Here is a 21,569-nt window from a genome sequence, read left to right on the forward strand (position 1 = left end):
TAACCAGATAGCAAAATATTATTAACATTTGACCTGATTACATTACAAGATCTTTCCCCACGGTTTAAAACGCCTTCCCCCCGCAGGACGAGGGGAAGGCGTTTATCGGCGTGGCCGCTAGATATCGAAAAAGACGGTTTCGTTTTCGCCCTGCAGATAAATATCGAAGCGATAGACCACTTCCGAACCACGAACCTCGCGTTCGGCGATTAAGGTTTTGCGTCTCACTTCCCACTCGATCAGATTCAGCACCGGGTCGCTGGCGTTGGCCTCATGTTCATCGGCGAAATACATCCGTGTGTTCAGGCCGATGTTGATCCCCCGGGCGACCACCCACAGGTTGACGTGCGGCGCCATCAGGCGGCCATCGCGGCCGACAACCGGGCCCGGCTTAATGGTGTCAAAGCGCCAGACGCCGGAGGTGAAATCAGAGCAGGTACGCCCCCAGCCGCGGAAGCCCGGGTCGACAGCTTTCTGCTGCTGACGGTCGTCAGGATGGTTATAGCGTCCTGCGGCGTTGGCCTGCCAGATCTCCAGCAGCACATCACGGACCGGTGTTCCGGAGCCGTCGATAACCCGGCCTTCAATGGTGATCCGCTCCCCGGTGGTATCCGCGGTGGTGAGGACCGGGCCAAAGTTTTTCTCAAAAATATGAAAGCCCGCGGCGTCAGGCGCCAGACCGATATGAACATAGGGTCCCGCCGTCTGCGAGGCGGTTTCAGGCAGATACTCTTTCATCGGGCGGCCCCCTGAGTGCGATTTTCAAACAGCGTGGCGCGATGGCCGCGCAGAACAAGGTCAAAGCGGTAGGCCAGACAATCCAGCGGTACGGCGGCGTGCATGTCCAGCTCGGCGATCAGCGTGCGCACGGCGTCGTCATTATTAATGGTTCGGACGATCGGACACTGTTTGATCAGCGGATCGCCTTCGAAATACATCTGAGTGATCAGGCGCTGCGCCCAGGCTTCACCCGAGAGCGAGAAATGAATATGCGCCGGACGCCAGTCGCTGGCCTGGTTACGCCACGGGTAGGGGCCGGGCTTGATAGTGCGAAAACAGTAATAGCCGTTTTCATCGGTCAGCACCCGGCCGCAGCCGCCGAAGTTCGGGTCAATCGGGGCCAGATACTGATCTTTTTTATGTCGGTAGCGGCCGCCGGCATTGGCCTGCCAGACTTCCACCAGGGTGTTTTTCATCGGTCGGCCAAAACCATCGCGCACGTAACCGTGGACAATGATCCGCTCGCCAATCGGCAGGCCTTCTTTGGCGTAATTAAGGATAAGATCGTTATCCAGAGGGCCCAGATCGTCACGGCTAAAGACCGGCCCGGTGATCTCTGACAATGAGTTCTGCACGGAGATCAGGGCATTCTTCGGTGAGCGCAGGACGCTGGTTTTATAGCCCGGCGCGTAAGCGGGCGGGTGGCTACTGTAATCGCGATGGATAACCTCGCGCGGGGACCATTTGTCGTTCATCGGGTACTCCGTGTAGACGGTAGAGGGGCATGTTGTTGTAATGTCGCCAGAAACAGTCTGTGTAAATGTATTGTTAATTTAAAGTGAAATTACCGGGTGTTTTTCATAACCGTGGGTTATGTTTTGTGCAATGACTGCTAGCGGAAGCAGGTTATCGCCATCACAGTTTGTAAATTCTTCCCCCCGCCAGGAGGCAGCTTTCCTACACTCCAGGAAGTATTCACTGGAGGTAACACATCATGGCGAACACCATCACGGCTGATGAGATTCGGGAGCAGTTTTCGCAGGCCATGTCGGCTATGTACCAGCAGGAAGTTCCGCAATACGGGACGCTGCTGGAGCTGGTGGCTGACGTCAATCTCGCGGTACTGGAAAATAATCCGCAGCTGCATGAACAACTGGCCAATGCCGACGAGCTGGCGCGCTTAAACGTGGAGCGCCACGGCGCAATCCGCGTGGGCACAGCGGAGGAACTGGCGACGCTGCGTCGCATGTTTGCCATCATGGGGATGTATCCCGTCAGCTATTACGATCTCTCACAGGCCGGCGTGCCGGTCCATTCCACGGCCTTTCGTCCCATCGACGATGCCGCGCTGGCGCGCAATCCGTTTCGGGTTTTCACCTCGCTGCTGCGCCTGGAGCTGATTGAAAATCGCGCCCTGCGCGAGCGGGCCGAGGCCATCCTTGCCCGGCGCAAAATCTTTACCCCCCGCTGTCTGGCGCTGATTGCGCAGTATGAAGCTGAGGGCGAATTCACCTCTGCAGACGCGCGCGAGTTTGTGCAGGAGGCGCTGGAGACCTTCCGCTGGCACCGGCATGCCACCGTCGATGAGGAGACCTACCATGCTCTGCATCGCGAGCACCGCCTGATTGCCGATGTGGTCTGCTTTCCGGGATGCCATATCAATCACCTCACGCCGCGGACGCTGGATATTGACCGCGCCCAGGCCCTGATGCCCGAGTGTGGTATTGAACCCAAAGCGCTGATTGAAGGGCCACCGCGCCGGGAGGTCCCGATCCTCCTGCGGCAGACCAGCTTTAAGGCGCTTGAGGAGCCGGTGATGTTCGCCGGTGAGCATAAAGGCACCCACAGCGCCCGCTTTGGCGAAATTGAGCAACGCGGCATTGCGCTAACGCCAAAAGGACGCGCACTGTACGACCGACTGCTGCAGGCGGCAGGGACAGGAAAGGACAATCTCAGCCATCAGCTGCATCTGCAGGAGGTATTCCGCGAATTCCCCGACAGCGAATTTCTGCTCCGTCAGCAGGGGTTGGCCTGGTTTCGCTACCGCCTGACGCCCGCCGGCGAGGCGCATCGCCAGGCGTTTCGCCCGGGGGACGATCCGCAGCCGCTGATTGAGCGCGGGTGGGTGGTCGCCCAGCCGATTATTTATGAAGATTTTTTACCGGTCAGCGCGGCGGGCATTTTTCAGTCTAATCTGGGCAACGAAACGCAGGCGCGCAGCCACGGGAATGCCAGCCGCGAAGCCTTTGAGACGGCGCTGGGCTGCCCGGTGGAGGATGAGTTTGCCCTGTACCGACAGGCGGAGGAGCGCAGCAAACGACGTTGCGGTCTGCTGTAAAATCAGTACCCTGCTGGCATCAGCCTTACAGGGAGCAGGTTATGCAACATCCGTCGAAACCGTTGGCGAAAACCCGCCAGGGAACCGTATCCGGGAGCGCAGAGCAGGGGATCCATATCTGGCGCGGCATTCCGTATGCCGCGCCGCCTGTGGGCCCGCTGCGCTGGCGCGCGCCGCAGCCTCCTGCCCGCTGGCAGGGCGTCCGCCAGGCCGACGCCTTTTCCGCCGCCAGCTGGCAGGACATTGACTACTGCCGTGAGCTCGGCGGCGGCGATCCCGGCGCTTTCAGCGAAGACTGCTTATATCTCAATATCTGGGCACCTGCTGCTGCGGCGCAGCCGCTGCCGGTGATGGTCTGGCTGCACGGCGGCGGGTTTACCATCGGCGCCGGCAGCCTGCCGCCTTACGATGGAAAAGCGTTAGCCAGCCGCGATGTGGTGGTGGTGACGGTCAACTACCGGCTGGGCCATCTCGGCTTTTTCGCCCATCCGGCGCTGGAAGAAGAGGCGGGCGAACGTCTCTATAATTTCGCGCTGCTCGATCAGATTGCCGCCCTGCAGTGGGTTCAGGAGAATATCCACGCCTTCGGCGGGGATGCCGCCAACGTCACGCTGTTTGGCGAATCCGCCGGGGCGCGCAGCGTGCTGTCGCTGATGGCCTCGCCGAAAGCGAAAGGGTTGTTCCATAAAGCGATTATTCAGAGCGGGTATACGTTACCTGACCTGCCGCGAGAGAAGGCGCTGGAGAAAGGCCGCCTGCTGGCGGAACACTTTGCCTTACCGCAAGCCAGCGCTGAGGAATTGCGGGCGATCCCGGCGGAGGCCTTCTGGTCGCTCACCGCGCCGCTGAACACAGGGCCGGCCCCCATCGTCGGCGACGCGGTGCTGCCGCAGCCGATGCTGGAGACCTTTTTTGCCGGGCGCCAGCATCCAATGCCGGTGATGATCGGCTCCAACAGCGATGAAGCCAGCGTGATGGCCGTGTTTGGCGTCGATATCGCCGGGCAGATCCAGAAGCTGCGCCGTGAGCGCCGCCTGGGACTGGGGCTGATCAAACTCCTTTATCCCGGCGTGAAGGGCGATGAGGCGCTGGGGCGGGAAGTGTGCCGCGACATGGCCTTCACCACCCTCGGCTATGTGGTGATGCAGGCGCAGCAGCGCGTGGGGCAGCCGTGCTGGCGCTACTGGTTTGATTATGTTGCGGAGGCGGAGCATGACACCTATCCGCACGGCGCCTGGCATGGCAACGAGGTGCCCTACGTGTTTGATAACCTGCGGTTGACCGACCCGGTGTGTCAGTATGCCAGCGAAGCGGATCTGGCCTTCGCCGCTCAGGTGGCTGACTATTGGGCCCAGTTTGCCCGCGTCGCCAGCGGCGACCAGGCGCTTGCCGGCGCGGTGCGCTGGCCAGCGTGCCTGCGCGGACGGGATCGTCTGTTGCGCATTGGCCTGCATAAGCGTGCCGGCTTTAAAGTGGAAAATCGCTTTATGCGCGCCCGGCTGGCGCTGTTTCGCCGGGTGATGAAGCATCACGTGACGCTGGAGTAAATGCGCTGAGGTGCGGCTGAGCAACTGCCGCCACCGGTTGGTGGCGGCGTTCACTCACATGACGACCACGGGCTTTATCACCTTGCCAGACGCCGAATCGGCGAAAGCCTGATTAATATCGGCCAGCGGATAGCGAACGATAAGCTTATCGATGGGGAATTTTCCCTGCTTGTACTGCTGCACCAGCAGCGGAATAAACAGCGCCGGGACGGCATCGCCTTCAATCACCCCGACCAGCGACTTGCCCTCCGCCATCAGATCGTTCTGCACGTTAAAGGTGATATCCCCGGTAAAGCCGACGATGGCCACCGTACCTAATGGTTTCACCGCGTGTACGGCCTGCAGCACGATGGCCGATACGCCGGTGGTTTCCACCGCGTAGTGAGCGCCTTTGCCGGTGATCTGTTTGATCAGGGCCACGGCATCCTGTTCCTTGCCATTGATCTGATGGGTGGCGCCCAGTTCGCCCGCCAGGGCGAGGCGACTGGCATGAATATCGACAGCGATGATCTGAGAGCAGCCGGTTAATTTCGCCGCCATGATGGCGCTGAGCCCCACGGCGCCGCAGCCAAACACCACAATCGATTCCCCAATCACCGGTTTCAGGCGGTTGAGCACCGTCCCGCTGCCGGTCTGGATGCCGCAGCCCAGCGGGCCGAGCAGGGTGAGATCGACCTCCGGGTCGACCACCACGGCGTTGCTGGCGCGGGTGACCACATACTGGCTGAAGGACGACTGGCCAAAGAACAGGGACAGATCCTGATCGCCCAGCCGATAGGGGGTGGTGCCATCCTCGCGTCGGCCGCCAAAATTAAGCGTATTAAAATCTTCGCAAGCTGAAGGGTGGTTGCTTAAACAATTTTCGCAATGGTGGCAGGCGGCATAGCTGAGCACCACGTGGTCTCCGACTCTGATACCGCTGACCGCCTCCCCGACGCTGGCGACGATCCCGGCGCCTTCATGGCCGAGGATGGCAGGCATAGGCACCACTCCCGGGTTATCGCGCATCACCGCGTCGGTATGACAGACCCCGGTGGCGACAATTTTCACTAATATCTCATCCTTCCCCGGAGGGGAGACGTCGACATCCTTGATGACGAAAGGTTGCTGGTAGCCCAGCGTGACGGCTGCTTTCACTTGCATGGCATGACTCCTGAATGAATTCCCTGGAGAGCGTGGAGGGACAGCCCGAACGGCTCTCCCGTGTTGGCCGCTAACATGAAGAAATATAGCGGTTACCGGTGAAAAGTTAGCACCGGATGTGGCGGAAATTTGCGCCAATCGTGCCTAAAAAAAACGCAGGGCGGCGGGGCATAGGTGTGATGAATATACCGCAGCGAGGAAGAGCTATCCGCTCAATGGTCAGGCGAAAAAGCGGCCGGCAGTCTGTTCTTTCCCCGGCCGCACGTCGAAGGAAAAGTAAAAAAACGGGTTGTTCCGGTAGACAGGGCTTTTTTACCTTTTTTCTGCGGGCAACAATTGGATTATTAATCGTTTTTGTCTAGAGTGGGCGGAATTTATCACGCAGCGTGATGACGCGTTGCGAATCAATTCACCCGTGCAGAAGGACGCTTTCTCAGGCATGAACCGCAGACGTTTTCTTAAATCTTCCATGGCTGTTGCCGCCGTATGCGGGACGTCAGGAGTCGCTTCCTTATTCAGTCAGGCCGCTTTTGCCGAAGACGCGGGTATTGCCGACGGGCAAACGCGTCGTTTCGATTACACCGTGCTGCAGGCGATGGCCCACGATCTGGCGCGCCAGCCATGGGGCGGCGCCCCGCGCGATCTGCCGCCGACGCTGGCCAATCTGACTCCGCAGGCTTATAACAGCATCCAGTATGACGCCAACCACTCGCTGTGGAACAACATCGAAGAACGCAAACTGGACATCCAGTTTTTCCACGTCGGGATGGGGTTCCGTCGCCGCGTGCGGATGTTCTCTCTTGACGCCGCCACTCAGCAGGCGCGCGAGATCCATTTCCGCCCTGAGCTGTTTAAGTACAATGACGCCGGGGTCGACACCCGCCAGCTGGAAGGGCAGTCCGACCTCGGCTTCGCCGGATTCCGGGTGTTTAAAGCGCCGGAGCTGGCGCGCCGCGATATCGTGGCGTTCCTTGGCGCCAGTTATTTCCGCGCGGTAGACAGCACCTACCAGTACGGCTTGTCGGCTCGTGGGCTGGCGGTAGACACCTTTACCGATACCCCGGAAGAGTTCCCTGATTTCACCTCCTTCTGGTTCGAAACGGTTAAAGGGGACGCCACGGTCTTTACCGTTTATGCGCTGCTGGATAGCCCGAGCATCACCGGGGCCTACAAGTTCACCATCCATTGCCAGGATACCCAGGTCATCATGGACGTGGAAAACCACCTTTATGCCCGCAAGGACATCAAACAGCTGGGTATCGCGCCGATGACCAGTATGTTCAGCTGCGGCAACAACGAGCGCCGGATGTGCGATACCATCCACCCGCAGATCCACGACTCCGATCGGCTGTCGATGTGGCTGGGGAACGGCGAATGGGTCTGCCGGCCGCTGAATAACCCGCAGAAGCTGCAGTTCAACGCCTTCCAGGACAAGAACCCGCGCGGCTTCGGTCTGCTGCAGCTGGACCGCGATTTCTCCCATTACCAGGACGTGATGGGCTGGTATAACAAGCGCCCCAGCCTGTGGGTTGAGCCGCGTAACCAGTGGGGGAAAGGGGCGGTCAGCCTGATGGAGATCCCAACCACCGGCGAAACGCTGGATAATATCGTCTGCTTCTGGCAGCCGGAAAAAGCGGTGAAGGCGGGCGACGAACTGGACTTCCGCTACCGTCTCTACTGGAGCGCGCAGCCGCCGGTGAGCACCCCGCTGGCGCGTGTGCTCGCCACCCGCACCGGGATGGGGGGCTTCCCGGAAGGCTGGGCGCCGGGCGAGCACTATCCGGATAAGTGGGCGCGTCGTTTTGCCATCGATTTTGTCGGCGGCGATCTGAAGGCCGCCGCGCCGCGCGGTATTGAACCGGTGATCACCCTCTCCAGCGGGGAAGCGAAGCAGATTGAGATCCTCTATGTCGAGCCGTTCGATGGCTACCGGATCCTCTTCGACTGGTATCCGACCTCCGACTCGACCGACCCGGTGGAGATGCGCCTGTTCCTGCGCTGTCAGGGCGAAGCCATCAGCGAAACCTGGCTCTATCAGTACTTCCCGCCGGCGCCGGATAAACGTAACTACGTTGACGACCGGATCATGAAATAATCCCGTGACAGCCGCGGCCCGCAAGCAACGCCTGCGGGCCAGTAGAGAGCCCCATGACTACAGATATTCCCGCAGTACCTGAGACGATCCCGGTGACCGACGCACTGACGCTTATCGCGATTGATGAGCGCTACGTCAGCGATCTGCACCAGCTGGTGGTGAAAAACCGCCACTGGCTGCAGCAATCGCTCAACTGGCCCGCCGAAGTGAACAGCGAAGAGGAGACCCGCCGCCATGTGCAGGGTAACGTGATTCTGCATCAGCGGGATTACGCCAAAATGTTTTTGCTGTTTCTCGACCATCGACTCGTTGGCGTTCTGTCGTTCAACCAGATCGAGCCGCAGAACAAAACGGCCTATATCGGTTACTGGATCGATGAAGAGTACCAGGGGCAGGGGCTGCTTTCCCGCTCCCTGCAGGCCTTTATCCACCATTATGCCCACAGCGGGCTGGTGCGCCGGTTTGTGATCAAATGCCGGGTGGCCAATACCCGCAGTAACCAGGTGGCGTTGCGCAATGGGTTCGTTCTTGAAGGTTGCCTCAGGCAGGCCGAGTATCTGAACGGCAGCTATGACGATCAGAATATCTATTCGCGCATTATTGACCGCGACGAGGCGCTAGAGGGCGCCTAACAGCGGCGTGCGGGTGATGTGCTGCTGGCCGTCAAGCGTTTTCGGGCCGCGCAGATGAATGGCCTCTCCCTCCTGTGCGGCAATCTGCACCTCGTCATTGATGGATACCTGGTGCTCAACGATCACATCGCCGATGATGACTGTCCGCCCCTGGATCAGCACATCGTCGTCGAGCAGAATCGGACCACCGCGCAGCTGCGCCTCGCCCCCGACCATCGCCCGGTGCTTTAACAGGCAGTTGCCTTCAATCACCGCATTCTCCGCCACCTGCGAACTGTAGCGCACGGTGGGAATGGCATCCTCTCCGCGACCGGCGATCAGTCGCGCATGACCATAAACCCGGGCGTTATCGCACACCCAGACGTCGTTTTCTTCGTTCCCCTCCAGTCTTGCCTGGTCGAACACTTCTGCGCGATGTTCGACAAAAGCGTGCTCGACAAAGGCATCGCCGTAGATTTGCGCCTGATGAAGAATACGCGAGGCGCTAACGGTGGCTCGCTGATAAATCTGCAGGACTTTGTCGCGATCGGCGGTCAGACCGCGGGCGGCAATCACCTGACAGTGCGGCAGGAGACGCGCCTCGTCGGCGAGGCGACAGTAACCGCGCACCAGACTATGATTAATCGTGACGTTGTCACTTATCTGCGCGTGATGGCTAATGTGCGAGGCATGAATGCATGCCCGTCCGCCGATGGCGGCCTCGTGGCTGACCACGCAGGGCCCGGTTAAGCGAGCGTCGTCGCGGATACTTGCCCCGGCGAAAACCACGCTGTTGGCATCGTAGATCCAGCACTCTCCCTGTTGGCTGAGAGCGCTTTCCGCGTCCACCCAACCGCCTTCGCTGCCTGCTTTGACGTCAGCGAAATCGATAAGCGCCACTATCTGGCGCAGGGTGACGCTCTGTTTGCCAGCCTCTTCCTGGTAACAATACTGCCGGGTCTGTTCGCTGAGACGGTATTTACGCATTCCCGATCCTCATTACTTATGGTTAACATAAACATAGCAAAGATCACCGTAGCGCGCGGGATAAGGTTCCTTTAAAATGCAACTTCAAATTAAATTGATATCATCAACAAAATGAAGAGCAAGCAAACGCCGCGGCAGGCGCTGAACCTGCCGGCAGGCTATTTTGGTATGGTGCTCGGCACCATCGGAATGGGCTTCGCCTGGCGCTACGCCAGCACGCTCTGGCCGGTTAGCCGCAGCATCGGCGATGGTCTGGTGATGCTGGCGATTGCGATGTGGGCGCTGCTCAGCATGGCGTTTATCAGCCGGGCAATTCGCTTTCCGGCGAGCGTGCTACGGGAGATGCGTCATCCGGTCAGCAGCAGCTTTGTCAGCCTGTTTCCGGCCACCACGCTGCTGGTGGCGATCGGGCTGGTGCCCTGGTGGCGACCGCTGGCGCTGGGATTGTTTGTGCCGGGGGTGGCGCTGCAGCTTGCCTATGCCGCCTGGCAAAGTGGCGGCTTGTGGCGGGGGACGCATCCTCACGAGGCCACCACGCCGGGGCTCTATCTGCCCACGGTGGCCAATAATTTCATTAGCGCGATGGCCTGCGGCGCGCTGGGATTTACCGACGGCGGGCTGGTGTTCCTCGGCGCCGGGGTCTTCTCCTGGTTGAGCCTCGAGCCGGCGATCCTCCAGCGTCTGCGCAGCGCGGGCGAGCTGCCGACGCCGCTGCGCACCTCGCTGGGGATCCAACTGGCGCCTGCGCTGGTGGCCTGCAGCGCCTGGCTCAGCGTCAACGGTGGGGAAGCGGATACCTTCGCGAAGCTGCTGTTTGGTTACGGCCTGCTGCAGCTACTGTTCATGCTGCGCCTGATGCCCTGGTATCTTCGCCAGCCGTTCAATGCTTCCTTCTGGAGCTTCTCGTTCGGTATTTCCGCACTGGCCACCACCGGCCTGCATCTCGGCCAGGCCAGGGCGGACGGCTTTTTTCACCATCTGGCAATGCCGCTGTTTATTTTTAGCAATCTGGTTGTCGGCCTGCTGTTACTGCGCACAATTTTGCTGTTGGTGAGCGGGAAACTGCTGGTACAGGTCGACCGGGAAACACTCCTGAATAAGAAGGAAGGATCATGACAACGCGTGACGCGGATTATTTTAGTGATAAATATGGCCTGACACGCACCCATTCCGAGGTGCTGCATGCTGCGACAGTGGTGCCGCCGGGGCGGGCGCTGGATCTGGGCTGTGGCAACGGGCGTAACAGCCTTTATCTGGCGGCGAACGGATTCACGGTGACGGCGTGGGATAAAAATCCGATGAGCATCAATAATCTGGAAAGTATTCGCGCTGCCGAGGCGCTGGAAAATCTCCGCACCGCGATAACAGACCTCAATAGCCTGACCTTTGATGGGGAGTATGACCTGATCCTCTCCACCGTGGTGATGATGTTCCTGGAGCCTGACACCATCCCGGGTCTGATCGCCAATATGCAGCGCTGCACCGCCGCCGGTGGCTATAACCTGATTGTGGCGGCAATGGATACCGAAGATTATCCCTGCACCGTCGGCTTCCCGTTTGCCTTTAAACCCGATGAGCTTCGTGATTATTACCAGGGCTGGGAGCTGCTGAAATACAATGAGGACGTCGGCGAGCTGCATCGCACCGACGCCAACGGCAATCGCATCAAATTGCGCTTCGCCACCCTGTTGGCGCGCAAGCCTGCCTGATACGCGGCGGCGTGGGGAATCAGGACGTTGCCCGCGCCGCGTAGTAAGGTGAAGAGCAGGGAAAATAAGCGAGGAAGTCACCGTATAAAAGAGGGATAAAAAGCAGCCTTCTGCCTGTTTTAAGTGATTATTTAATAACGTAATGTTCATCCTATCAATATTTATAAATCTTCCTTGACGAAGCCCTTTTTTTGTCACAAAACTAGTGGGTCCTATTTGCTATAACGTCTGCCGAAAAAAAACTGCATTTACAGGGATCTCTCTATGCGTACTCGCGTTTTACTGAAAGTCGCCGCTCTGGCGGGAATATTGGCGTTGACCGGCTGTGCGGCGAAAGTGGCGCAACCGAATCAGTATTCGGGCTTCTTAAAAGATTATTCCAGTTTGAAAGAAACGACCTCTGCCTCCGGCAAGCCGGAGCTGCGCTGGATCGATCCGAACTTCAATCCAGCCAACTATGACAATATCGTTTATCACCCGGTGACCTACTATCCGGTACCGAAGCCGACCACCCAGGTAGGGGAAAAGGCGCTGCAGGATATTCTTAACTACACCAACAAAGAGCTGAAACAGGCTATTTCCGAGCGTAAACCGCTGGCCACTACCGCCGGCAAGCGCAGCCTCATCTTCCGCGGGGCGATCACCGGGGTGGATTCCAGCAAAGAGGGGCTGCAGTTCTATGAAGTGATCCCGGTCGCTATGATTGTCGCCGGCACCCAGGCCGCCACCGGCCATCGTACCATGGACACCGATCTGTACTTTGAGGCGGAGGTCATTGACGCCAGCACCAATAAGCCGGTCATCAAGGTCGTTCGTAAAGGGGAAGGCAAAACCCTGGCGAATGAGAATACGCCGCTGACCGTCGATACCCTGAAGCAGGTGATCGATGATATGGCGGTCGACGCCGTCAAATTCGATCCCTCTCAGCGTTAATCGTGCCAGCGCCGTCTGACGACGGCGCTGTTTCTCTTCTGTCTCCTCAGGCCAGCCTTCGGCGCAGCAGCAGCTGTTCCGGTTTGGCAAACATCACCAGGTTACCCAGCAGGATCAGCGCCAGCCCGATCACGGCGTTGCTGTGCCAGACATACCCTTCATAGACGGTGGAAATGGATAATGCGACCAGCGGAAATAGCAGCGTACTGTAGGCGGCTTTGCTGGCGCCGATGCGCCCCACGAGAGTGAAATAGGCCCCAAAGGCGATCACTGAGCCGAACAGCGCCAGGTAAAGCAGGGCGCCAAGGTAGCTGACGGTCCACTCCGGCATAAAATTATCGCCACGTAGCAGGGCGATCGCGCCCATCACCAGCGTCCCGTAGAGCATCGCCCAACTGTTGGTGGTGAGGGTTTCCAGCCCTCGCCGCTGGTGGCGAATGCTGAACATATTGCCCAGTGAAAAGCCGTAGGTGCCCAGGGCGCTCAGACCGATCCCCCACAGCAGCGAGGCGTTTAGCCCATTGGCCAGCAGGTCATCCCAGAACAGGGTGACGATACCGGCGAGGCCCAGCGCGGCGGCGGCCCAGAAGCGGCCCGGCGGCTGCTGGCGAAAAAAAAGAAAGCTGTTAATGGCGTTAAACAGTACGGCCATGGAAAAGATCACCGATTCCAGACCGGTGTTGATCCAGGCCGCGGCAGTATAAAAACACCAGAAATTGAAGCAGAAGACGCAGCAGCCCTGCAGCAGGCAGCAGAGATGATCTTTCGCGCCCAGCGGCCGCAGGCGTCGTGTGACGAGCAGAATCGCCAGCATCGTGACGCTGGCTACGGCGAAACGCCAGAAAATCGATACCGGCGCGGCCACCGGCCCTTGTTGTAAAAAAATCGCAATCCACGTTGTCCCCCAGATCACGACAACGAGTGCATAAAGTAATGCGTTCACCCTGACTCTCCTCTGCTTGTTGAAGGGAGGAGTATGCCGCCTGTCGCAACCGGCAGCTTTCACCCGCTTGTTGTCGGCTTGCAAATTCTTGCGCTTATTTGTCATTCGCCTGCGGTGAGGACTGGAAACCGCGCCGGAGTCTCCCTAGACTAGAGCTTTTACGGGCAGATGCGTGAAGGCAATGGGTTACGGGACGTTTGAAACATTACGGCGACAGAACGCGGTGCTGCGGGGCACGGTGGAGCTGAATTCCGGAATTCAACTGGCCGCCTGGTACAACAATTGCGATACCGTGACGGTGCGCAGCGATCACCATACGTTGAGCCTGTACGTCGCCGATGGCTATGAAAGCTATCAAAAGACGCCGCACGGCTGGAAAAATGGCGGCGGCCCGGATCGCTTTTGTCTGATGCCGAAAGGGGATGAGAGCGTCTGGGATATCCGCGGCGATCTGTCTTTTGTGCATCTCTACTGTACCGATGAGCACCTGCGCCGCGTCGGCGAAGAGGTGTGGGATCGTAGCCCGGCAAACTTCACCCTGCAGGAAAAAACCTTCGCCAGCGATGACAAAATCACCGCGGTGTACCGCCAGTTTTTACTGGCCAATGACTGGCGACAGCCGGCGAACCAGTTGACCCTCAGCGCCGCCAGCAGCTTACTGCTCACCCATCTGATCCAGCACTATTCCACCGTGCAGTGGCGTTTGCCGACGGTCACCGGAGGGCTGGCGCCGGGCGTGAAGCGTCACGTGCTGGCCTGGATCGATGCCCACCTCGATCAGCCGCTGACCCTGGCCGACCTGGCGCAACAGGCGGGACTCAGTGAGTTCCATTTTGCCCGCATGTTCCGCCAGTCGCTGAATATGGCCCCGCATCAATATGTGATGCAGCAGCGAATGGCCAGGGCGCAAAATCTGCTCTGCCACAGCGCGCTGCCGTTAACGGAGATTGCGCTGGCCTGCGGCTTCAGCTCCGCCAGCCATTTCAGCCATCGGGTGAAAGCGGCCACCGGCCTGACGCCGTCCCAGCTAAGGGCGGCGCAGCGCGGATAACACGCCATAGCTTACCCCACCAAGCACCACGCCCCAGAAGGCCGAACCAATTCCCGCCAGCGTCACGCCGCTGGCGGTGACCAGGAAGGTCAGCACCGCCGCATCGCGCTCACTGGCCTGATGTACCGCCTGAAACAGGCTGCCGCCGATGGTGCCAAGCAGCGCCAGGCCGGCCAGCATTTGGATCCACGCCGCGGGTAAAGCCGACATCAGGGCGGTGATCGATCCGCCGAACAGACCTGCCAGCAGATAAAAACCGCCTGCGGCCATGGCCGCCAGCCAGCGCTGTTGCGGATCCGGGTGCGCCTCCGGACTCTGGCAAATCGCAGCGGTGATCGCCGCGATGCAGATGGAGTAGACCCCAAACGGCGCCAGCAACAACGCCAGACCTCCACAGGCGACGAGCAGTGCCGATACCGGTACGGTGTAGCCGGATGCCTGCAGCGTGGCGAACCCGGGGGCGTTCTGCGAGGCCATGGTGACGAGGAAAAACGGCAGGCCGACACTGAGCAGCAGCGCCGGGGTAAACTGCGGCGCGATCCACTCTGGTGCCGCGAAGGCCAGCGGTACGGCCGTCCTGGCGACGTCCCCGGAGGCCGCCGCGATCAGCGCCCCCACCACCAGCGCGGCGACTACCGCGAAGCGGGGCCACAGCGCTTTACAGAGAAGCCAGGCGGCGAGCATGCCGCCGCACAGCAGCAGATGGTCCTGTAAGCCGGCGAAGGCCTGCAAACCGAAACGCAGCAGGATCCCGGCCAGCATCGCGGCTGCCAGTGAATGGGGAATGATCTTCATCAGCCGGGCAAACAGGCCCGTCACGCCGCAAAGGACGATCAGCGCGTTGGCAAAGATAAACACCCCCACGGCCTCGGCGAGGGTGACTCCCTGTAGACCGCTGACCAGCAGCGCGGCGCCCGGCGTTGACCAGGCGGTGAGCACAGGAACTTTACGCCAGCCGCTCAGCGCAAGGGTGCTGATACCCATGGCGAGGCCAAGGGCCGTCATCCAGCCGGCGATCTGCCCGGGGGTAGCGCCAGCAGACGCAGCAGCCTGCCAGATAATGGCGGCTGAACTGGCGTAGCCCACCAGTACAGCGACGAAACCCGCCAACAGAGTGGGAAGAGGAAGGGTAAACGAGCGCATAGGATTCTCTTGTGCGTTATAACATACAAATACTCTATCACTGTGCGTTATAGCGCACAAGGTGCGGGTGTGGAGAGCGTAAGACACCTGTTCTCACAGTGATATGCCGAGAAACGCCCTGTAGAATCAGGCAAATGGGGATATACTCTTGCCTGTACAAGTCAGGAGGTAGGATGAATATTGCGCAACATCTGGCGGCAACGCTCAAAACCCTGCGCCAGCAGCGTGGCTGGAGTCTCTCGCGTCTGGCAGAAGAGACGGGGGTGTCGAAAGCCATGCTGGGGCAGATTGAGCGTAATGAATCGAGCCCGACGGTGGCGACGCTGTGGAAGATTGCCACCGGGCTGAACGTGCCGTTTTCGGCGTTTATCGTTCCGGACGCCAGCGCAGCGCCTTCCGCTTTTGATCCGCAGCAGCAGGCGATGGTGGTGACCCCGGTCTTCCCGTGGGACCCGGAGCTGCGCTTTGACCATTTTTCGATAACCCTTGCCCCCGGCGCGTTGAGCGAATCGACGCCGCATGAGAAAGGGGTGATTGAACATGTGGTGGTGATTAGCGGCGCCCTTGATCTCTGTTTACAGGGGGAGTGGCATTTACTGCAGCCAGGGGAGGGACGGCGCTTCGCCGGCGATGAGGCGCATGCGTATCGTAACCGCGGCATTCAGGCGGCCCATTTCCATTCTCTTATCCATTATCCAAAAGAAAAAACCGCGGGCGAACCCGCGGCCAGACAAGATGACTGATGATAACCACTCACAACGTGACGAGGAAAATCCGGAATACGAGATGACAGTACGCTGCGCGAGGATGTGAAGGAACTATCTTTTCCGTCAATACTTTGCTGAAAAATGAAAATTCGTCGTCGCGCGACGGTGGAAAAGGTTTTCGTCTGTGCCCGGTTCTGACTACAATAGCCGCCATTTCGACCCCCTTATACTGGATAACAACACGCGTATGCGCCTGCACAATCATCGTCTTGAACTTCTTAGTCCTGCCCGCGACGCCGGTATCGCTCGCGAAGCGATCCTCCACGGCGCCGACGCCGTTTATATCGGTGGGCCTGACTTTGGCGCTCGTCACAATGCCAGCAACAGCCTGAGCGACATCGCCGGTCTGGTGCCTTTTGCCCATCGCTATGGCGCCAAAATCTTTGTCACGCTGAACACCATTCTGCATGATGATGAGCTGGAGCCGGCGCAGCGGCTGATTACCGATCTTTATGAGGCGGGCGTTGACGCGCTGATTGTGCAGGATATGGGGATCATGGAGCTGGATCTGCCGCCGATTGAGCTGCACGCCAGCACCCAGTGTGATATCCGCAGCGTGGAAAAAGCGAAATTTCTCTCCGACGCCGGCTTCAGCCAGATCGTGCTGGCGCGTGAACTGAATCTCAGTCAGATCAAAGCTATTTATGACCATACCGACGCCACCATTGAATTCTTTATTCATGGCGCGCTGTGCGTGGCCTATTCCGGGCAGTGCAACATTTCGCACGCCCAGACCGGACGTAGCGCCAACCGGGGCGACTGCTCGCAGGCTTGCCGCCTGCCGTATACCCTGAAAGACGATCAGGGACGGGTGGTGGCCTATGAAAAACATCTCCTGTCGATGAAGGACAACGATCAGACCGCCAACCTGGCGGCGCTGATCGACGCCGGGGTACGTTCCTTCAAAATTGAAGGCCGTTACAAAGACATGAGTTATGTGAAAAACATCACTGCGCACTACCGTCAAATGCTGGATGCCATTATCGAAGACCGCGGCGACCTGGCGCGCGCCTCGGCAGGGCGCACCGAGCACTTTTTTATTCCGTCTACCGATAAAACCTTCCACCGCGGCAGCACCGATTACTTCGTCAATGCCCGTAAAGGCGACATCGGCGCCTTTGATTCGCCGAAATTTATCGGGCTGCCGGTGGGCGAAGTCTTGAAGGTGGGGAAAGACCATCTTGATGTCGAAGTGAGCGAACCGTTAACCAACGGCGATGGCCTTAACGTGATGATCAAGCGTGAAGTGGTGGGCTTCCGTGCCAATACGGTGGAGAAAACCGGCGAAAATCGCTATCGGGTGTGGCCGAACGAGATGCCGGCGGATCTGCATAAAGCGCGTCCGCACCAGGCGCTCAACCGTAACCTCGATCACAACTGGCAGCAGGCGCTGCTGAAGACCTCCAGCGAACGCCGCATCGCCGTGGACGTTACGCTGAGCGGCTGGCAGGAACAGCTGGTTCTGACCATGACCTGTGAAGATGGCGTCAGCGTGACCCATACTCTCGACGGAGCGTTCGCCGAAGCCAATCAGGCAGAAAAAGCGCTGGCCAATTTGCGTGACGGCGTCACAAAACTGGGGCAGACCATTTACTACCCACGCGACGTGCAGGTCAACCTGCCGCCGCTGTTTGTCCCCAACAGCCTGCTCAACCAGCTGCGTCGTGAAACGGCTGAAATGCTGGACGAAGCGCGCCTCAACGCCTGGCAACGCGGCACCCGCAAGCCGGTCTCCGTACCGCCGCCGGTCTATCCGGAGACCCATCTCTCCTTCCTCGCCAACGTCTATAACCATAAGGCGCGGGCCTTTTACCAGCGCTATGGCGTGCAGCTGATTGACGCCGCCTATGAAGCGCACGAAGAGAAGGGCGATGTGCCGGTGATGATCACCAAACACTGCCTGCGGTTTGCGTTTAATCTTTGTCCGAAACAGGCGAAAGGCTCCATCAAGAGCTGGAAAGCCACGCCGATGCAGCTGATCCACGGCGATGAAGTGCTGACCCTGAAGTTTGACTGTCGCCCGTGCGAAATGCATGTCGTCGGGAAGATTAAAAACCACATCCTCAAAATGCCGCTTCCCGGGAGCATCGTCGCCTCCGTCAGCCCGGATGAGCTGATGAAGACCCTGCCGAAGCGCAAAGGAGCCTGATCCAGCGCGACGCTACGGGTAATGCGGCGCCCGCGGTTTGCGGGCATCCTGCCAGCGGTGATGCTCGTTCAGATCGGCGGCGGCCTCCTCGCACTGGCTGCGAAGCTCGTCGCTGTCCGCCTCGTGCAGCAGCTGCTGTTCGAGGCTCTGCACCGGAAAGTAATCGTGCCCCTGGCGGTGGGCCAGCAGATGTCCTGAAAACAGCGCGCACAGCAACAGCAGCGCGCTCATGCTTCTCCTCAACATACCTTTACTCTGCGAATCAATGGGGTGGGCTTACTATGCCAGGCGTTGTGCAGGTTTTTTTCTCGGCTTCTCAAAGAAGGGCAAGAGTTTGTCAATGTCAGCTGAAAGAAGGTGAAAAAAAGCCTGGCGCAGAAGGCCAGGCCTGAGGGGTTATGCTTTTGGCGGCAGCGGTTTCCCGCTGTGCTCGCCGCCTTTTGGTGGCTGCTTGCCGTCACGCTGCGGCTGTTTGCCATCATGCTGCGGCTGTTTGCCATCTCGTTGTGGCTGCTTGCCGTTGTGTTGCGCTTGCTTACCATCGTGTTGGCCGTTTTTCGCCGGCGGTTTACCCTGATGCTGCGCGCCTTTTTCTGGCGGCGGTGGCGGGTTGTCGGCAGCGAACGCCCATGACGATATTCCCAGCGTCATCACGGCGGACAGTAAAGCTAACTTCTTCATAGCAATATCCTTTCTTCTGATGTATCGCCGTATTTCATCAGGCAAAAGTGAAGATAAGATGGAGAAATCCCTTTTCGGACTTCTCTGCATCCCACTCAGACTTTTAGCCCTGCGGCGTTCATCAGCAGGCGAAACAGCAGGCTGATGGCGGCCAGCGTCAGTACGCTGCCTCCCCAGAGCGCGATCAGCCACAGCAGACGTTTAGGCCAGGCAGTATGCATCAGTGATATCCCTCCCCGGGCTGAACTTTGCCGCGGAACACGTAATAGCTCCAGCAGGTGTAGCCAAGAATGACCGGAATAATCAGCAGTGCGCCCACCAGCATAAAGCCCTGGCTTTGCGGGGGAGCGGCAGCCTGCCACAGCGTGATGGCCGGCGGGATAATATGCGGCCAGATGCTGATCCCCAGTCCGCTAAAGCCGAGAAAGACCAGGCCCAGCGTCAGCGTGAAGGGCGAAACATGGCGGTCGCGCTGATGCAGCGTACGCCACAGCCAGCCGCTGATGAGGATCACCAGCAGCGGCACCGGCAGCAGGAAATAGAGATTCGGCAGGCTGAACCAGCGGGCGACAATTGCCGGGTGCGCCAGCGGAGTCCACAGGCTGATGACGGCAAACACCGCCAGCAGGGCAACCAGCAGCTGCCGCGATGCGCTTCGCATCCGCTGCTGCAGCGCGCCTTCGCTTTTCATCACCAGCCAGGTGGCGCCGAGCAGCGCATAGGCCACGCACAGCCCGAGTCCGCAAAACAGGCTGAACGGGGTCAGCCAGTCAAACATGCCGCCGCTGAAGGCGCGACCGCTGACGGTGAAACCGTTGATCACCGCCCCGACCACCACGCCCTGGCTGAAGGTCGCCAGCAGGGAACCGCCAAAAAAGGCACGGTCCCAGAAGGGTCGGTGCGACGGGGTGGCCTGGAAGCGAAACTCAAAGGCGACGCCGCGAAAAATCAGGCCGATCAGCATCAGGGTCAGGGGGATCGACAGGGCGTCGATTATCACCGCGTAGGCGAGGGGAAAAGCGCCAAACAGACCAGCGCCGCCCAGTACCAGCCAGGTCTCATTGCCATCCCACACCGGGGCGACGCTGTTGACCATTACGTCGCGCTCGGTGCTGCCCCGTACTGTGCCGAACAACATCCCGATGCCCAGATCAAAGCCATCCATGACAATGTACATCAGCGTGGCAAAGACGATAATCACGAACCAGATCACCGATAATTCGATACCCATTAGCGGGACTCCTTCTGCAGATAACCTTCAGTGGCGGCGGACAGCGGGCGGGCTGGCGTACCGGTTGTCGCGGGCTGCACCTCCTGCGGCCCCTTGCGGATCAGGCGCAGCATATAGCTGTAGCCGACGCCGAAGACGGCGCTGTAGACCACGATAAAGGTCAATAAACTGACCGACATATGCAGATCGCCGTGGGCGGAAACGGCGTCAGCAGTGCGCTGAACGCCATACACCACCCATGGCTGACGGCCCACTTCGGTGGTCACCCAGCCAGCGAGAATAGCAATCAGTCCTGAAGGGCCCATCCATAGCGCAAAGCGCAGAAATGGCCGGGAATGGTACAGTCGGCCGCCGCGACGCAGCCACAGGGCCAGTACGCCGAGCAGGAGCATTAGCATGCCAAGACCGGCCATCAGGCGAAACGACCAGAACACCACGGTTGCGTTCGGGCGATCCTCAGGAGCGAACTCCTTCAAGGCCGGCACCTGTTTATCAAGGCTGTGGGTGAGGATCAGGCTGCCCAGGGCCGGGATCTCAAGCCCGTAGCGGGTGCGCTCCTGCGCCATATCAGGCCAGCCAAACAGCAGCAACGGCGTTGCCTCGCCCGGCGGGTTTTCCCAGTGGCCCTCAATGGCGGCTATTTTCGCCGGCTGGTGTTTCAGGGTATTCAGACCATGCATATCGCCGATCAGCGCCTGGACGGGGGCGACCAGCAGCGTCATCCACAGCGCCATAGAGAACATCTTACGGATCGCCGGCGACTGATTGCCGCGCAGCAGATGCCAGGCCGCCGAGGCGCCGACAAACAGCGCGCTACTGAGAAACGCCGCTACTGTCATATGCAGTAAGCGGTAGGGGAACGACGGGTTAAAGATCACTGCCAGCCAGTCGACGGGCACCACCTGGCCGTCAACGATCTCAAACCCCTGCGGGGTCTGCATCCAGCTGTTGGAGGCGAGGATCCAGAAGGTCGAGATGATGGTGCCCAGCGCCACCATGCAGGTGGCGAAGAAATGCAGCCCCGGCCCTACGCGGTTCCAGCCGAAGAGCATCACCCCGAGAAAGCCCGCTTCCAGAAAGAACGCTGTCAGGACTTCATAGGTCAGCAGGGGGCCGGTAATGCTGCCCGCGAACTGAGAGAAACCGCTCCAGTTGGTGCCGAACTGATAGGCCATCACCAGCCCGGAAACCACCCCCATGCCGAAGTTGACGGCGAAGATTTTCGACCAGAAGTGGTACAGCGAACGCCAGGTGGGATTTTTGCTTTTTAGCCACAGACCTTCGAGTACCGCCAGGTAGCTGGCCAGCCCAATAGTAATGGCGGGAAAGATAATATGAAATGAGACCGTAAAGGCGAATTGAATTCGCGCAAGATGGAATGCATCAAGACCGAACATGCAGGACTCCACTACAAAATTGATTCAGCGCAATTTTAGGCAGGGTGGTGGCTGGGGGGCAGAGGCAGTCGCGCCATTTTTTATCATAACAGTTGGCCGCTGTTATGATTTTTCACCTCGCGTC

The 21,569-nt window shown here is 59.3% G+C and carries 22 protein-coding genes; 10 read left to right on the top strand and 12 right to left on the bottom strand.

All coding sequences use genetic code 11. The annotated features are described in order from the left end of the window. Positions 1 to 117: 117 nt before the first annotated feature. Entirely contained in the window at positions 118 to 738 is a 621-nt protein-coding gene (gene pcaG / locus HMPREF3142_RS02430) for a protocatechuate 3,4-dioxygenase subunit alpha (protein WP_008804659.1), read from the bottom strand. Further along, positions 735 to 1,475, bottom strand: coding sequence for a protocatechuate 3,4-dioxygenase subunit beta (pcaH, locus tag HMPREF3142_RS02435; RefSeq protein WP_070611502.1), 741 nt, complete (start codon positions 1,473 to 1,475; stop codon positions 735 to 737). The genes pcaG and pcaH overlap by 4 nt, the downstream gene beginning before the upstream one ends. Before the next feature lie 239 nt (positions 1,476 to 1,714). Here pcaH and HMPREF3142_RS02440 point away from each other — a divergent pair, with 239 nt between their 5' ends. Continuing rightward, on the top strand, positions 1,715 to 3,058 hold the full coding sequence (locus HMPREF3142_RS02440) for a 2-oxoadipate dioxygenase/decarboxylase HglS (RefSeq protein ID WP_008804661.1): 1,344 nt from the start codon (positions 1,715 to 1,717) through the stop codon (positions 3,056 to 3,058). Between the two features lie 41 nt (positions 3,059 to 3,099). After that, positions 3,100 to 4,605: a carboxylesterase/lipase family protein gene (locus HMPREF3142_RS02445; protein WP_032730519.1), complete on the top strand. Its 1,506-nt coding sequence runs from the start codon at positions 3,100 to 3,102 to the stop codon at positions 4,603 to 4,605. A 54-nt stretch (positions 4,606 to 4,659) separates the two neighbouring features. Here HMPREF3142_RS02445 and HMPREF3142_RS02450 read toward each other — a convergent pair whose 3' ends face one another. Then, positions 4,660 to 5,748, bottom strand: a complete 1,089-nt coding sequence (locus tag HMPREF3142_RS02450) for an NAD(P)-dependent alcohol dehydrogenase (RefSeq protein WP_012541544.1) — start codon at positions 5,746 to 5,748, stop codon at positions 4,660 to 4,662. A 439-nt stretch (positions 5,749 to 6,187) separates the two neighbouring features. Between HMPREF3142_RS02450 and HMPREF3142_RS02455 the strand changes: the two genes are divergently transcribed. Together HMPREF3142_RS02455 and rimL are read left to right on the top strand one after the other, a co-directional pair. Further along, a complete protein-coding gene (locus HMPREF3142_RS02455; protein WP_012541545.1) occupies positions 6,188 to 7,843 on the top strand; it encodes a glucan biosynthesis protein D in 1,656 nt (551 codons plus the stop codon). Between the two features lie 53 nt (positions 7,844 to 7,896). Then, positions 7,897 to 8,475 carry a 50S ribosomal protein L7/L12-serine acetyltransferase gene (rimL, locus tag HMPREF3142_RS02460; RefSeq protein ID WP_038422646.1) on the top strand — a complete coding sequence of 193 codons (579 nt, stop codon included), beginning with the start codon at positions 7,897 to 7,899 and terminating at the stop codon, positions 8,473 to 8,475. Here the strand turns inward: rimL and ydcK are convergent. Beyond that, entirely contained in the window at positions 8,461 to 9,441 is a 981-nt protein-coding gene (ydcK, locus tag HMPREF3142_RS02465; protein WP_008804666.1) for a YdcK family protein, read from the bottom strand. The genes rimL and ydcK overlap by 15 nt on opposite strands. A 111-nt stretch (positions 9,442 to 9,552) precedes the next feature. Between ydcK and tehA the strand changes: the two genes are divergently transcribed. The 3 genes from tehA (at position 9,553) to HMPREF3142_RS02480 (ending at position 12,083) form a co-directional block, all read left to right on the top strand. Then, entirely contained in the window at positions 9,553 to 10,557 is a 1,005-nt protein-coding gene (gene tehA / locus HMPREF3142_RS02470) for a dicarboxylate transporter/tellurite-resistance protein TehA (protein ID WP_070611504.1), read from the top strand. Continuing rightward, a complete protein-coding gene (tehB, locus tag HMPREF3142_RS02475; RefSeq protein WP_070611506.1) occupies positions 10,554 to 11,150 on the top strand; it encodes a tellurite resistance methyltransferase TehB in 597 nt (198 codons plus the stop codon). The genes tehA and tehB overlap by 4 nt, the downstream gene beginning before the upstream one ends. Positions 11,151 to 11,414: 264 nt before the next feature. Next, a complete protein-coding gene (locus HMPREF3142_RS02480) occupies positions 11,415 to 12,083 on the top strand; it encodes a DUF3313 domain-containing protein (RefSeq protein ID WP_004143788.1) in 669 nt (222 codons plus the stop codon). A gap of 46 nt (positions 12,084 to 12,129) precedes the next feature. On the opposite strand, the gene HMPREF3142_RS02485 is transcribed toward HMPREF3142_RS02480, so the two are convergent. Then, positions 12,130 to 13,026 (bottom strand): DMT family transporter, encoded by an 897-nt coding sequence (locus HMPREF3142_RS02485; RefSeq protein ID WP_070611508.1) that lies wholly within the window; start codon positions 13,024 to 13,026, stop codon positions 12,130 to 12,132. Between the two features lie 181 nt (positions 13,027 to 13,207). On the opposite strand from HMPREF3142_RS02485, the gene HMPREF3142_RS02490 reads away from it, so the two are divergent. Further along, positions 13,208 to 14,077, top strand: coding sequence for a helix-turn-helix domain-containing protein (locus HMPREF3142_RS02490; RefSeq protein ID WP_008804671.1), 870 nt, complete (start codon positions 13,208 to 13,210; stop codon positions 14,075 to 14,077). Here HMPREF3142_RS02490 and HMPREF3142_RS02495 read toward each other — a convergent pair. Further along, positions 14,054 to 15,220, bottom strand: coding sequence for a benzoate/H(+) symporter BenE family transporter (locus HMPREF3142_RS02495; RefSeq protein ID WP_016161181.1), 1,167 nt, complete (start codon positions 15,218 to 15,220; stop codon positions 14,054 to 14,056). The genes HMPREF3142_RS02490 and HMPREF3142_RS02495 overlap by 24 nt on opposite strands. Positions 15,221 to 15,393: 173 nt before the next feature. Here HMPREF3142_RS02495 and HMPREF3142_RS02500 point away from each other — a divergent pair, with 173 nt between their 5' ends. Continuing rightward, the gene (locus HMPREF3142_RS02500; protein ID WP_070611509.1) at positions 15,394 to 15,963 is read left to right on the top strand and encodes a helix-turn-helix domain-containing protein; all 570 of its coding nucleotides are present in this window, start codon (positions 15,394 to 15,396) and stop codon (positions 15,961 to 15,963) included. A gap of 10 nt (positions 15,964 to 15,973) precedes the next feature. On the opposite strand, the gene HMPREF3142_RS27290 is transcribed toward HMPREF3142_RS02500, so the two are convergent. Further along, positions 15,974 to 16,141, bottom strand: coding sequence for a hypothetical protein (locus HMPREF3142_RS27290; protein ID WP_012541552.1), 168 nt, complete (start codon positions 16,139 to 16,141; stop codon positions 15,974 to 15,976). Positions 16,142 to 16,174: 33 nt separating this feature from the next. Here HMPREF3142_RS27290 and HMPREF3142_RS02505 point away from each other — a divergent pair, with 33 nt between their 5' ends. Then, positions 16,175 to 18,136 (top strand): peptidase U32 family protein, encoded by a 1,962-nt coding sequence (locus tag HMPREF3142_RS02505; RefSeq protein ID WP_012541553.1) that lies wholly within the window; start codon positions 16,175 to 16,177, stop codon positions 18,134 to 18,136. A gap of 12 nt (positions 18,137 to 18,148) precedes the next feature. On the opposite strand, the gene HMPREF3142_RS02510 is transcribed toward HMPREF3142_RS02505, so the two are convergent. The 5 genes from HMPREF3142_RS02510 to HMPREF3142_RS02530 form a co-directional block, all read right to left on the bottom strand. Then, on the bottom strand, positions 18,149 to 18,382 hold the full coding sequence (locus tag HMPREF3142_RS02510) for a DUF2554 family protein (RefSeq protein WP_008804675.1): 234 nt from the start codon (positions 18,380 to 18,382) through the stop codon (positions 18,149 to 18,151). A gap of 150 nt (positions 18,383 to 18,532) precedes the next feature. Next, positions 18,533 to 18,817, bottom strand: coding sequence for a hypothetical protein (locus tag HMPREF3142_RS02515; RefSeq protein WP_016161179.1), 285 nt, complete (start codon positions 18,815 to 18,817; stop codon positions 18,533 to 18,535). 95 nt (positions 18,818 to 18,912) lie between these two features. Next, positions 18,913 to 19,038: a DUF2474 domain-containing protein gene (locus HMPREF3142_RS02520; RefSeq protein WP_012541556.1), complete on the bottom strand. Its 126-nt coding sequence runs from the start codon at positions 19,036 to 19,038 to the stop codon at positions 18,913 to 18,915. Next, positions 19,038 to 20,048, bottom strand: coding sequence for a cytochrome d ubiquinol oxidase subunit II (cydB, locus tag HMPREF3142_RS02525; protein ID WP_070611511.1), 1,011 nt, complete (start codon positions 20,046 to 20,048; stop codon positions 19,038 to 19,040). Before cydB ends, HMPREF3142_RS02520 begins: the two co-directional genes overlap by 1 nt. Further along, positions 20,048 to 21,445 (bottom strand): cytochrome ubiquinol oxidase subunit I, encoded by a 1,398-nt coding sequence (locus HMPREF3142_RS02530; protein WP_008804678.1) that lies wholly within the window; start codon positions 21,443 to 21,445, stop codon positions 20,048 to 20,050. The genes cydB and HMPREF3142_RS02530 overlap by 1 nt, the downstream gene beginning before the upstream one ends. Positions 21,446 to 21,569: the final 124 nt, after the last annotated feature.

The organism is Klebsiella sp. HMSC16C06 (genome assembly GCF_001808325.1).
Classification (GTDB): domain Bacteria; phylum Pseudomonadota; class Gammaproteobacteria; order Enterobacterales; family Enterobacteriaceae; genus Klebsiella; species Klebsiella variicola.

Coding starts and splice junctions, on each gene's coding strand:
- pcaG (WP_008804659.1), bottom strand. CDS start 738: ATGAAAGAGTATCTGCCTGAAACCGCCTCGCAGACGGCGGGACCCTAT.
- HMPREF3142_RS02440 (WP_008804661.1), top strand. CDS start 1,715: ATGGCGAACACCATCACGGCTGATGAGATTCGGGAGCAGTTTTCGCAG.
- HMPREF3142_RS02455 (WP_012541545.1), top strand. CDS start 6,188: ATGAACCGCAGACGTTTTCTTAAATCTTCCATGGCTGTTGCCGCCGTA.
- tehA (WP_070611504.1), top strand. CDS start 9,553: ATGAAGAGCAAGCAAACGCCGCGGCAGGCGCTGAACCTGCCGGCAGGC.
- HMPREF3142_RS02500 (WP_070611509.1), top strand. CDS start 15,394: ATGAATATTGCGCAACATCTGGCGGCAACGCTCAAAACCCTGCGCCAG.
- pcaH (WP_070611502.1), bottom strand. CDS start 1,475: ATGAACGACAAATGGTCCCCGCGCGAGGTTATCCATCGCGATTACAGT.
- HMPREF3142_RS02520 (WP_012541556.1), bottom strand. CDS start 19,038: ATGCATACTGCCTGGCCTAAACGTCTGCTGTGGCTGATCGCGCTCTGG.
- cydB (WP_070611511.1), bottom strand. CDS start 20,048: ATGGGTATCGAATTATCGGTGATCTGGTTCGTGATTATCGTCTTTGCC.
- HMPREF3142_RS02490 (WP_008804671.1), top strand. CDS start 13,208: ATGGGTTACGGGACGTTTGAAACATTACGGCGACAGAACGCGGTGCTG.
- HMPREF3142_RS02530 (WP_008804678.1), bottom strand. CDS start 21,445: ATGTTCGGTCTTGATGCATTCCATCTTGCGCGAATTCAATTCGCCTTT.
- rimL (WP_038422646.1), top strand. CDS start 7,897: ATGACTACAGATATTCCCGCAGTACCTGAGACGATCCCGGTGACCGAC.
- HMPREF3142_RS02445 (WP_032730519.1), top strand. CDS start 3,100: ATGCAACATCCGTCGAAACCGTTGGCGAAAACCCGCCAGGGAACCGTA.
- ydcK (WP_008804666.1), bottom strand. CDS start 9,441: ATGCGTAAATACCGTCTCAGCGAACAGACCCGGCAGTATTGTTACCAG.
- HMPREF3142_RS02450 (WP_012541544.1), bottom strand. CDS start 5,748: ATGCAAGTGAAAGCAGCCGTCACGCTGGGCTACCAGCAACCTTTCGTC.
- tehB (WP_070611506.1), top strand. CDS start 10,554: ATGACAACGCGTGACGCGGATTATTTTAGTGATAAATATGGCCTGACA.
- HMPREF3142_RS27290 (WP_012541552.1), bottom strand. CDS start 16,141: ATGGCGGCTATTGTAGTCAGAACCGGGCACAGACGAAAACCTTTTCCA.
- HMPREF3142_RS02495 (WP_016161181.1), bottom strand. CDS start 15,220: ATGCGCTCGTTTACCCTTCCTCTTCCCACTCTGTTGGCGGGTTTCGTC.
- HMPREF3142_RS02510 (WP_008804675.1), bottom strand. CDS start 18,382: ATGTTGAGGAGAAGCATGAGCGCGCTGCTGTTGCTGTGCGCGCTGTTT.
- HMPREF3142_RS02480 (WP_004143788.1), top strand. CDS start 11,415: ATGCGTACTCGCGTTTTACTGAAAGTCGCCGCTCTGGCGGGAATATTG.
- HMPREF3142_RS02505 (WP_012541553.1), top strand. CDS start 16,175: ATGCGCCTGCACAATCATCGTCTTGAACTTCTTAGTCCTGCCCGCGAC.
- HMPREF3142_RS02515 (WP_016161179.1), bottom strand. CDS start 18,817: ATGAAGAAGTTAGCTTTACTGTCCGCCGTGATGACGCTGGGAATATCG.